At 71.4% G+C, this 10,740-nt stretch carries 9 protein-coding genes; 8 read left to right on the plus strand and 1 reads right to left on the minus strand.

The window, feature by feature from the left end; translation table 11 throughout:
• Positions 1-191: 191 nt before the first annotated feature.
• Positions 192-1,037, minus strand: a complete 846-nt coding sequence (locus HMPREF2863_RS00500; protein WP_067189565.1) for an HpcH/HpaI aldolase/citrate lyase family protein — start codon at positions 1,035-1,037, stop codon at positions 192-194.
• 190 nt (positions 1,038-1,227) lie between these two features.
• On the opposite strand from HMPREF2863_RS00500, the gene HMPREF2863_RS00505 reads away from it, so the two are divergent.
• From HMPREF2863_RS00505 to hpaD, 8 genes are all read left to right on the plus strand, one after another.
• Positions 1,228-2,100, plus strand: coding sequence for a ubiquitin family protein (locus HMPREF2863_RS00505; RefSeq protein WP_070637195.1), 873 nt, complete (start codon positions 1,228-1,230; stop codon positions 2,098-2,100).
• 87 nt (positions 2,101-2,187) lie between these two features.
• The gene (locus HMPREF2863_RS00510; RefSeq protein ID WP_087134478.1) at positions 2,188-3,402 is read left to right on the plus strand and encodes an aminotransferase-like domain-containing protein; all 1,215 of its coding nucleotides are present in this window, start codon (positions 2,188-2,190) and stop codon (positions 3,400-3,402) included.
• Positions 3,403-3,607: 205 nt separating this feature from the next.
• Complete coding sequence (locus tag HMPREF2863_RS00515) at positions 3,608-5,272, plus strand: fumarylacetoacetate hydrolase family protein (RefSeq protein WP_070637198.1); 1,665 nt, start codon at positions 3,608-3,610, stop codon at positions 5,270-5,272.
• Between the two features lie 17 nt (positions 5,273-5,289).
• A complete protein-coding gene (locus HMPREF2863_RS00520) occupies positions 5,290-6,015 on the plus strand; it encodes a GntR family transcriptional regulator (protein WP_070637326.1) in 726 nt (241 codons plus the stop codon).
• Positions 6,016-6,138: 123 nt separating this feature from the next.
• Entirely contained in the window at positions 6,139-7,662 is a 1,524-nt protein-coding gene (gene hpaE / locus HMPREF2863_RS00525) for a 5-carboxymethyl-2-hydroxymuconate semialdehyde dehydrogenase (protein WP_070637199.1), read from the plus strand.
• Positions 7,663-8,017: 355 nt separating this feature from the next.
• Positions 8,018-8,353 carry a hypothetical protein gene (locus HMPREF2863_RS00530; RefSeq protein WP_070637201.1) on the plus strand — a complete coding sequence of 112 codons (336 nt, stop codon included), beginning with the start codon at positions 8,018-8,020 and terminating at the stop codon, positions 8,351-8,353.
• A gap of 98 nt (positions 8,354-8,451) precedes the next feature.
• A complete protein-coding gene (locus HMPREF2863_RS00535) occupies positions 8,452-9,234 on the plus strand; it encodes a hypothetical protein (RefSeq protein ID WP_070637203.1) in 783 nt (260 codons plus the stop codon).
• A 193-nt stretch (positions 9,235-9,427) separates the two neighbouring features.
• Positions 9,428-10,594 (plus strand): 3,4-dihydroxyphenylacetate 2,3-dioxygenase, encoded by a 1,167-nt coding sequence (gene hpaD, locus HMPREF2863_RS00540; RefSeq protein ID WP_070637205.1) that lies wholly within the window; start codon positions 9,428-9,430, stop codon positions 10,592-10,594.
• Positions 10,595-10,740 lie beyond the last annotated feature (146 nt).

A 10,740-nucleotide genomic window follows, 5' to 3' on the forward strand; every position in this document is an offset into this window, starting at 1 on the left:
CGCCCACCTCGCGGAGGTGGGCGGCCGCCGTCGTGGGTGAAAGGGGTGCGGGCGCCGGAACTCGACGGTCTCCCGAACGAAAACGCCCGGGGACTCGACAGTTTCCCGAACGAAAACGCCCGGGGACTCGACGGTCTCCCGAACGAAAGCGTCTGGGGACTCGACGGTTTCCCGAACGAAAGCGCCTGGGGTCAGGCGTTCCAGAGGCCGTAGGAGTCGGCCAGGTCGGCGATCTTCCGGGCGCGCAGCAGGCGCGGCAGGTAGGAGCCGTCGCCCACGGCCGCGCCGGCGGCGTGCTGGTCCAGCAGGTCGTGGGCCCACTTGACCTCGTCCTCGGACGGGGAGAGCGCCTTGTTGACCCAGTCCACCTGGTCGCGGGAGAGCACCAGGCGGCCGGTCATGCCCATCGTGTTGGTCAGGCCTGAGGTCTCGGCCACGGCGTCCTCGCCGTCGGTGTTGCCGGGCGGCCCGTCGATCGCGCCGGGCAGGCCGCCCACGCGCGAGGCGATGACCAGGCGGGAGCGGGCGTAGGCCATGGCGATCGGGTCGTCGCCGACGCCCACGTCCTTGCGGAAGTCGTTGGTGCCGAAGGCCAGGCGGAAGGTGCCCGGCGCCCTCGCCACGGCCGTGGCGTTCTCCACGCCGAGGGCGGACTCGAGCAGGGCGATCACCGGGGTGCCCGCGCGCAGGCGCATGGCGGTGAAGGTGACCTGCTCCGGCTCCTCCGTCTCGGCCAGGATCACCCCGCGCACACCTTCCAGGTCCTTGAGGGCCTCGAGGTCCTCCGCCCAGTGGTCCGTGGTCGTCGCGGAGATGCGCACCCACGCGGTCATGCCGCTGGAGAGGGCGTCCACCACGTTCGCGCGGGCCTGCTCCTTGTGCTCCTCCGGCACGGCGGCCTCGAGGTCGAAGATCACGGAGTCGGCCTCGGAGGCCAGTCCCGGAGCGAAGTCCTCCGGTTTGGCGGCGTTGACCAGCAGCCAGGAGCGGCTGAGCTTGGCGGGCAAGGCGGCGGCACGTCGATTGCGCAGAGGCATGCCCGTCAGCCTACTGGCTCGGGCCCGCGCCGGACACGGCCCCGAGGTCCGTGCTCGCCTGCCGGACGGCGGTGGCGGCGGTAGCATGGGCCCACGACGACGGCCCCGCACCTCCGCCACGCACGCGCCCGCCTTCGTCCCCCTTCCGTCCCGCACGTCCGCCGTCACATCCCGCCAGGAGTAAGCGCCCATGCACCGCACCGGCCGCCGCCCCGCCGCCCGCGCGCTCGCTTGGGCCGGCTCCCTGGCCCTCGGCACGGCGGCCCTGGCCGGATGCACCCCCGCGGACGAGGAACCGACCGGAGATGGCAGCGGCTCTCCGAGCGCCGGAGAGCAGACCGGCATCCCCCAGGTGGACCGGGACGGCTACCAGCCGCTGACCGTCCATCTCGTGGCGCCCGTGTGGTCCGCCCCGCCGGGCACCTCCGGTGTGCGCGTCGGCTGCCAGGACCAAGACCTGCTGGTGGCCGTGCAGACCGCGCCGACCAAGGCCGAGGACCCTGCGGACATGGCCATGGACTTCCTGCTGCAGGACACCACCGGCACCCACGGGGACCCGGCGCTGACCAACGCCGTGGCCGCCTCCGCGAAGACCCTCACCTACACCGGCCACCACCGCGACGGCGACACCGAGGTGTTCGAGTTCGCCGGCACCGTGACCGTGGAGGACGCCTGCGACGCCGAGCGCGTCCGCGCCCAGCTGGAGGCCACCGCCGCCGCGAACACGGACGCGGGCGAGGTCCGCGTGACCGTGGACGGCGAGGACATCGCCGACGTGCTCGGCCTGCTCCCCTACGAGCCGGGCGACGAGTACACCGCTCCCCCGGAACCGGAGGAGCCGTCCGAGACGCCCGCCCCCGGCGAGGGTGCTTCCAGCGAGAGTGCCCCCGGCGGGGGTGCTCCCGGCGGGGGTGCCCCCAGCGAGAGCGCCCCCGGGTGGACGGCCCCCAGCGAGGGGACGCCCAGCGAGAGTGCCCCCGGCGAGGGCCAGCCGAGCCTGCCGGGAGCCTCCCCCTCGTACGGTGTTCAGACCCATCCGGTCGTCCCGCCCAACGGCCCCTGAGCATCGCGCGCGCATACGCCGGCTGTCACAGCGGAAAGGGAACAGGGGCATCGCGCGCGCATGCGTCGGCTGTTAGCCTTCTGTGCCGTGTCCCAGAGTCGTGACTTCCTCTCCCAGCGCGCCCTCGGCGTGAAGCAGTCCGCGGTCCGTGATGTCTTCGACATCGCCATGGACCCCAATCTCGTCTCCCTCGCCGGCGGCAACCCGTGGCTTTCGGGCCTGCCCCTGGACGAGCTCGGCAAGACGGCCGGCGAGCTCGTCTCGCGGCACGGGACCGAGTCGCTCCAGTACGGTCCCGGCCAGGGCCTGGAGCCGATGCGCCAGGCGGCGTGCACCGTGATGGCCGGCGACGGCATCCCGGACGCCGATCCCGAGCTCGTCGTCATCACCCCCGGCTCCCAGGCCGCCATCGACACCGCCTGCCGCGCCTTCGCCAACCCGGGCGACGTCGTCGTGGTGGAGGACCCCACCTTCGTGGGCGCCCTGACCAGCTTCAACACGTGGGAGCTGGACGCCGTGGCCGCCGGCACGGACGAACACGGCCTCATCCCGGCCGAGCTCGACGCCACCCTCGAGCTGATGGAGGCCGAGGGCCGCCGCGTGGCCTTCCTCTACACCATCCCGTCCTTCGCCAACCCGTCCGGCGCCCTGCTGCCGGAGGACCGCCGCGACGAGATCGCCCGGATCTGCGCCAAGCACGGGGTGCTCATCGTGGAGGACAACCCGTACGGCCAGATCGCCTTCGACGGCCGGCCACTGGCCCCGATCGCCGCGAAGCACCGCGACCAGGTGGTCTACCTGGGCACCATGTCCAAGATCTTCTCCCCCGGTGTGCGCATCGGCTGGGCCCTCGTTCCCGCCGCCCTGAAGCGCGAGTTCTACCTGTCCGCGGAGTCCGCGTTCATCCACGCCTCCACCCACGGCCAGATGCTGTCCACCGCGTTCGTGGACCACTTCGACTGGCAGGGCCACGTCCGCGAGGTCTCCGGCCTCTACAAGGAGCGCGCCGAGGCGCTGTGGGACGCGGTGAAGGAGCACTGGGACCCCGCAGTGGAGTTCATCCGTCCGCAGGGCGGCTTCTTCCTCTGGGGCTCGCTGCCGGAGGGCGCGGACACCCTCGAGCTGATGACCGAGGGCATCAAGGCCGGCGCCGTCTTCGTGCCGGGTGCCGCGTTCACCCCGGTCGAGGGCACCCACTCCACCCTGCGCCTGGCGTTCTCCTTCGTGGAGGCCGAGAAGCTGGTGGAGGGCGTGAAGCGCCTGGCGCCCGTGGTCAACGAGGCGGTCGCGCGCACCCGCTGACCCCTTCGGCAGGCCCCTTCGGGCGGCCACCGGCCGACGGCCGCCTCCCTGCGTGGGGAGGCGGCCGTCGTCGTTATGCTGATGCCCGACGACGGCCCTCGCCTCCGGTGCCCGACCGCCCCTGCCGTGCCCCGCCGGCCGACCCCCTTCCGGCGACGGCGAACACCCCTTCCCCGGTACGGGCGGATCGTATATGATCCGAGCCATGACGCAGAGCACAGGCCAGAACACCGCCACGCCGACTGTCACGGAGCACGACTTCACCCGCCGCGAGAACCGCCCGGGCAAGGTCCTCGCGCTGCACCTGAACTATCCCTCGCGCATCGCCCAGCGCGGCCGCTCCCCCCAGTTCCCCGGCTACTTCATCAAGGCCGGCACCTCGATCGCCCGCTCGGGCGACACCATCGAGCGCCCCGCTGACACCGAGCTGCTCGCCTACGAGGGCGAGATCGCGCTGATCATCGGCGCCCCGGCCCGCCGCGTCTCACCGGAGGACGGCTGGAGCCACGTCGCCGGCATCACCGCCGCCAACGACTGGGGCCTGTACGACCTGCGCCACGCGGACAAGGGCTCCAACGTGAAGAACAAGTCCGGCGACGGCTACACGCCGCTCGGCCCGGCCGTGATCTCCGCCGAGGGCCTGGACCCGAAGGCGCTGCGCGTGCGCACCTGGGTCAACGGCGAGATCGTCCAGGACGACACCACCGAGGACCTCGTCTTCCCGTTCGGCCAGCTCGTGGCCGACCTGTCCCAGCTGATGACCCTCGAGGAGGGCGACGTCATCCTCACCGGCACCCCGGCCGGCTCGTCCGTGGCCCAGCCGGGCGACGTCGTCGAGGTCGAGGTGGACGCTCCCACCGCCCCGGACACCCCGACCACCGGCCGCCTGGTGACCGAGGTCGTGGCCTCCGACCGCCCGATGGCACCCTTCGGCCACGGCCCGAAGGTGGACGACACCCAGCGCGAGGAGGCCTGGGGGTCCCGCCAGGCCGCAGGGCTGCCGCCGGTGGACACGGAGGCCGCCGGCCCCGTGCCGTCCAGCACTGAGGACGCCGGCCCGGCAGCGCAGGCCGCGGCGCCGTCGTCGTCCGCGGTGGACGAGAACGGCCACTGGGTGCCGAACGCCCCGCAGCCGGACCGCTCCCTGCTGACCCCTCAGCTGCGCGCCACGATCAACGCCACCGCGGTCGCCACCATCACGGCCCAGCTGCAGAAGCGCGGCATCCAGAACGCGACCATCGACGGCCCGCGCCCGGTCCACCGAGGCCGGCGCGTCCTCGGCTACGCGAAGACCCTGCGCTACGTCCCCAAGCGCGAGGACCTGGCCAAGGAGTTCGGCGGCGGCTTCAACGCACAGAAGCGGGCCATCGACTCGGTGCAGCCGGACGACGTGGTGGTCATGGAGGCCCGCGGCGAGCACGGCACCGGCACCCTCGGGGACGTCCTGGCCCTTCGCGCCCAGGTCAACGGCGCCAACGCGGTGATCACCGACGGCGGCGTGCGCGACTCCGCCGCCGTGGCCGAGGTCGGGATCCAGGTGTACGCCGGCGCGACGCACCCGGCCGTGCTGGGCCGTCGCCACATCCCGTGGGAGGTCGGCGGCACCATCGCCTGCGGCGGCACCACCGTGCAGCCCGGCGACATCATCATCGGAGACGACGACGGTGTGGTGGTCGTCCCGCCGGCGCTGCTCGAGGAGGTCGTCCACGACGCCTACGAGCAGGAGCTGCAGGACGCCTGGGTCTTCGAGCAGGTCAAGGACGGCCACCCGGTGGACGGCCTGTTCCCGCCGAACGCCCAGTGGAAGGCCGCGTTCGCCGAGTACCGCAAGACCCTGCCGGACGCCCCGGCTCCGGAGGGCGACGTCTGAGCATGGGCGGCACGGACATGCCCCGAGGCGAGGCCGCGCCGAGGCGAGGGTCGGACGGGACGGGACAGGCCGCCGTCGGGACTAGCGCCTCGAAGGCGGACCGCGCCTACCAGGCGATCCTCGAGGGGATCCGGGACCAGCGCCACGAGCCGGGCGACCGGCTGGTGCTGTCCCAGATCGCCGCGGAGCTTCAGATGTCCGTGGTGCCCGTGCGGGAGGCGATCCGCCGCCTGCAGTCCGAGAACCTGGTGGCCTACGAGCGCAACGTGGGGGCCACCGTGGTGGGCATCGACCCGGTGGAGTACCGCCACACCATGGAGACGCTGGCGCTGGTGGAGGGCTTCTCCACCGCCCAGTGCGCCCCGCACGTGACCGCCGAGGACATCGCGTCGGCCCGTGAGGTGAACGCGGCCATGCGCGCGATGACCGCCTCGGAGCAGGCGTGGGACCCGGTGGCGTTCACCGAGCTCAACCGCCGCTTCCACTCGATCCTGTTCGAGCACCGCCAGAACGAGCACGTGCACGACCTGGTGCACCGCGGCTGGAACCGCCTGGCCGCGCTGCGCTCCTCCACGTTCGCGTACGTCCCCGGCCGGGCGGACGCCTCCGTGGACGAGCACGAGCAGCTGCTGCGCCTGATCGAGGACGGGGCGCCCTTCGAGCGGATCGAGGCCGCGGCCCGCGCCCACCGTCTGAACACCCTGCACGCCTACCTGGAGCACAGCGCCGCGCAGTCCACGTGACCGCCCGGCGGCAGACGGCGCCGAGGCCGGCTCCAGGAGCCGAGAAGACCATCCGCCCCTTCCGACCCTTCCGACCCACCCGAAGCACCGAAGCACCCGAAGCACCGAAGCGAAGGAGACACCATGACCGAGAAGACCAGCATCGAGGCCCGCAAGCCCGAGGGCCTGCCGGACGTCCTGCGCCACTACATCGACGGCGAGTTCGTGGACTCGCTCGACGGCGACACCTTCGACGTGCTCGACCCGGTGACCAACGAGCCGTACCTGAAGGCCGCCTCCGGCAAGGCCGCGGACATCGACCGCGCCGTGGCCGCCGCGAAGAAGGCCTTCGAGTCCGGCGAGTGGTCCCAGGCCCTGCCGCGCCAGCGCTCGCGCGTGCTGCACCGGATCGCGGACATCATGGAGACCCGTGGCGAGCAGCTGGCCGCCATGGAGTGCTTCGACACCGGCCTGCCGATCAAGCAGGCGAAGGGCCAGGCCGCCCGCGCCGCCGAGAACTTCCGCTTCTTCGCGGACCTGATCGTGGCCCAGCACGACGACGCCTTCAAGGTGCCCGGCCGCCAGGCGAACTACGTCAACCGCAAGCCGATCGGCGTGGCCGGCCTGATCACCCCGTGGAACACCCCGTTCATGCTGGAGTCCTGGAAGCTGGCCCCGGCCATCGCCACCGGCAACTCCGTAGTGCTCAAGCCCGCCGAGTTCACCCCGCTCTCGGCCTCCCTGTGGGCGGGCATCTTCGAGGAGGCGGGCCTGCCGAAGGGCGTGTTCAACATGGTGAACGGCTTCGGCGAGGAGGGCTACGCCGGCGACCCGCTGGTGAAGCACCCGGACGTGCCGCTGATCTCCTTCACCGGCGAGTCCCGCACCGGCCAGATCATCTTCGCCAACGCCGCCCCGCACCTGAAGGGCCTGTCCATGGAGCTCGGCGGCAAGTCCCCGGCCGTGGTCTTCGAGGACGCGGACCTGGAGACCGCGATCGACGCGACCATCTTCGGCGTGTTCTCCCTGAACGGCGAGCGCTGCACCGCCGGCTCGCGCATCCTGGTCCAGCGCTCCATCTACGACGAGTTCGTGGAGCGCTACGCCGCCCAGGCGAAGAACGTGAAGGTCGGCCTGCCGAACGACGAGACCACCGAGGTCGGCGCGATCGTGCACCCGGAGCACTTCGAGAAGGTCATGTCCTACGTGGAGATCGGCAAGTCCGAGGCCCGCCTGGTGGCCGGCGGTGGACGCCCGGAGGGCTTCGACGAGGGCAACTTCGTGCAGCCGACCGTGTTCGTGGACGTGGCCCCGGACGCCCGGATCTTCCAGGAGGAGATCTTCGGCCCGGTGGTGGCCATCACCCCCTTCGACACGGAGGAGGAGGCCCTGCAGCTGGCCAACAACACCAAGTACGGCCTGGCCGCGTACGTCTGGACCAACGACCTCAAGCGCGCCCACAACTTCGCGCAGAGCGTGGAGGCCGGCATGGTGTGGCTGAACTCCAACAACGTGCGCGACCTGCGCACCCCGTTCGGCGGCGTGAAGGCCTCCGGCCTGGGCCACGAGGGCGGCTACCGCTCGATCGACTTCTACACCGACCAGCAGGCCGTGCACATCAACCTCGGCGAGGTCCACAACCCGGTGTTCGGCAAGCAGGGCAAGTGACCGGCTGATCCGGGCCTCTCTTTCTGGCGCCGAGCCAGAGGCTTCCCTTTGGCGCCGAGCCAGAGACTTCGGCTGCTTCAGGCCTGTCTGAAGTGACCAGTCCTTCTGGTTCGGCGAGGAGGGGACGGCGAGGGGGCGGGAACCGCGGACACGGTGATCCCCCGACGACGGCACTCACCTCACGGAGGTGAGTGCCGTCGTCGTCACCCCGCCCCGCAGCGCTTTCGTTCGGGAAACGGTCGGGTCCCGGCGCGCTTTCGTTCGGGAAAGGGTCGGGTCCCGGCGCGCTTTCGTTCGGGAAAGGGTCGAGTCCAGGCCTTGTCCTTCCGCGGCCACGCTGGGGATGATGGGGCACATGCACCACCACCCACCCGGCCGGGTGCGCTTCACGTACCTCCATGGCGCCGAGACCTTCATCGATCTGCAGGACACGGTCGACGACGCCCCGACCCCCGCGGCGCTGATGTCCGCCGCCGTCCCCGCCGAGCTGCAGGCGAGGATCGAGGCCTGGGACGACCACATGGGGGATGCGTTCGACTACACGCATGGCGGCGAAGGACGGCCACCGGAGTCCTGGCCGAGCACCCTGCGCGATTCGCTGACCCGGGAGTACGACGCCCTGCTTGCCGACCTGCACGCCGCGGGGCTGCCTGCGGTGCGCGACGCGTGGTGGGCGCTCGACTCCACGTGACTGCGTCCCCTGCCTCCACGTGACCCCTGCCCTTGCCCTTGCCCTCCATGGCCTCGCCCCGCAGGATGGGCCCAGACAGGACCGACGGGGAGGGGATCATGGCCGTTCCGACGCGCAATCCGGAGTTCGCCCCACCGGGAGAGTTCTCCTGGGTGCGGGCGGCGGCGAAGAGCACGCTGCTGTGGGCGCTGAACTACGGGGCCGTGGCGGTCGTGATGCTGCTGTGCGGCCTCAGCGCCGTCACCAACCGCAGCGGCAGCCCCGTCGAGCCGGCCTACGCCCTCTACGCGTGGACGATGATGCAGGGCTTCTACCCGCTCTACCACCGGGCCACCGGCGCCTCGGACGACTACATCCCGCAGAGCCCCCGCTTCCTTCGCCTGCTCCTGCTGACCCAGACGATCGGGCTCGTCTCCCTGGCGCTGGTGGTGGGGCCGCTCTCCCGGATCGGAGCGGAGCTGCACGAGCCCGGGTCGACGGTCGCACTGCTGGACACGGACCCGACCGCGTGGAGCGTGTTCATGCTCCACGCCCTCGGCATGCTCGGCTGGCCCACCGCCAGCGCCCTGTTCATGCTCCGCATGACCGCTCAGCCCGGCAGGCTCCTGCCAGGGCTGCTGGTGGGGCTGCCGCTGTTCCTCGTCACGTTCCTGGGCGGGCTGATCGGCGGGTGGTTCCTCCTGGGCACCGCAGACGTCCCGCAGGACACCGTGCTTGTGATCTGCGGGCTGTTCGGCGGCACCGCACTGCCGGTCATGGCCGGGACGATGCTGTGGTTCCGCGCCTCCACCGCGCGAGAACCGTTGGGCCCACCGCCGGCGAAGGCCGGGATGTTCACCGGTGCCGTGCAGCCACCCTCCTCCCGTCCTCCCCGGAGTTGAGGGCGAAGATCCCCGGAATCCGGTCGCGTTGGCGGGGAACTGTGCCCTCCTCGCCCTCGGCAACGCCCCTCCCCTCACCCCTTCCTCCGCGGCGCAGGATCATATACGATCTTGATCAGAAGGAACGTGCCCCAGCGCACACCCTCCGCACCGACGTCGCCGTCGGCACCACACCCCAGAGTCAGGAGTGAGCATGAGCAACCTCGAGGGCCGCACCAAGACCTCGTCCGGCTTCTACGTGGGCCAGGAGGGCCCGGTGAAGACCGAGAATCCGATCCCCACCCCGACGTCCCCGGCTCCGGACGTGCTGCGCTGCGCCTACATGGAGCTCGTGGTGACCGACCTGGCCGCCTCCCGCCAGTTCTACGTGGACGTCCTGGACCTGGTGGTGACCGAGGAGGACGAGAACACCGTCTACCTGCGCTCCATGGAGGAGTTCATCCACCACAACCTGGTGCTCCGCAAGGGCGAGACGGCCGCCGTGGCCGCGTTCTCCTACCGCGTGCGCACCCCCGAGGACCTGGACAAGGCCGTCGCCTTCTACGAGGAGCTCGGCTGCCGTGTCGAGCGCAAGAAGGACGGCTTCGTCAAGGGCATCGGCGACTCGGTGCGCGTCGAGGATCCGCTGGGCTTCCCGTACGAGTTCTTCCACGAGGTGGAGCACGTGGAGCGCCTGGCCTGGCGCTACGACCTCTACTCCCCCGGCGCCCTGGTGCGCCTGGACCACTTCAACCAGGTCACCCCGGACGTGCCGCGCGCCGCCCGCTACATGCAGGACCTGGGCTTCCGCGTGACCGAGGACATCCAGGACGACAAGGGCACCGTCTACGCCGCCTGGATGCGCCGCAAGCCCACCGTGCATGACACCGCCATGACCGGCGGCGACGGCCCGCGCATGCACCACGTCGCCTTCGCCACGCACGAGAAGCACAACATCCTGGCGATCTGCGACAAGCTCGGCTCGCTGCGCATGTCCGACGCGATCGAGCGCGGCCCGGGCCGCCACGGCGTCTCCAACGCGTTCTACCTGTACCTGCGCGACCCCGACGGACACCGCGTGGAGATCTACACCCAGGACTACTACACCGGCGACCCGGACAACCCGGTCGTCACCTGGGACGTGCACGACAACCAGCGCCGTGACTGGTGGGGCACGCCGGTGGTGCCGTCCTGGTACACCGACGCCTCTCTGGTGCTGGACCTCGACGGCAACGTCAAGGAGGTCGTGGCCCGCACCGACGACTCCGAGATGGCCGTGACCATCGGCGCGGACGGGTTCTCCTACACCCGCGCCGAGGAGGGCGAGGACTCCATGCCGGAGTACAAGAAGGGCGAGTACAAGCTGGGCAACCAGCTCTGACCCTCCCTTCGCGGCTCCGGCCGCTGAGCTGAACAACGACGGCGGTCGCCCACCTCAGGCGGCCGCCGTCGCCGTCTGTCCGCGCCCGCCTCCCGGCGCCCCGCCCCTGCGCCGAGCCAGAAGAAACGCACACTTCACCACCCCAC

The sequence above is a fragment of the Micrococcus sp. HMSC067E09 genome, from assembly GCF_001812555.1.
Classification (GTDB): Bacteria; Actinomycetota; Actinomycetes; order Actinomycetales; family Micrococcaceae; genus Micrococcus; species Micrococcus lylae.

Coding starts and splice junctions, on each gene's coding strand:
- HMPREF2863_RS00500 (WP_067189565.1), bottom strand. CDS start 1,037: ATGCCTCTGCGCAATCGACGTGCCGCCGCCTTGCCCGCCAAGCTCAGC.
- HMPREF2863_RS00505 (WP_070637195.1), top strand. CDS start 1,228: ATGCACCGCACCGGCCGCCGCCCCGCCGCCCGCGCGCTCGCTTGGGCC.
- HMPREF2863_RS00515 (WP_070637198.1), top strand. CDS start 3,608: ATGACGCAGAGCACAGGCCAGAACACCGCCACGCCGACTGTCACGGAG.
- HMPREF2863_RS00520 (WP_070637326.1), top strand. CDS start 5,290: ATGCCCCGAGGCGAGGCCGCGCCGAGGCGAGGGTCGGACGGGACGGGA.
- hpaE (WP_070637199.1), top strand. CDS start 6,139: ATGACCGAGAAGACCAGCATCGAGGCCCGCAAGCCCGAGGGCCTGCCG.
- HMPREF2863_RS00530 (WP_070637201.1), top strand. CDS start 8,018: ATGCACCACCACCCACCCGGCCGGGTGCGCTTCACGTACCTCCATGGC.
- HMPREF2863_RS00535 (WP_070637203.1), top strand. CDS start 8,452: ATGGCCGTTCCGACGCGCAATCCGGAGTTCGCCCCACCGGGAGAGTTC.
- hpaD (WP_070637205.1), top strand. CDS start 9,428: ATGAGCAACCTCGAGGGCCGCACCAAGACCTCGTCCGGCTTCTACGTG.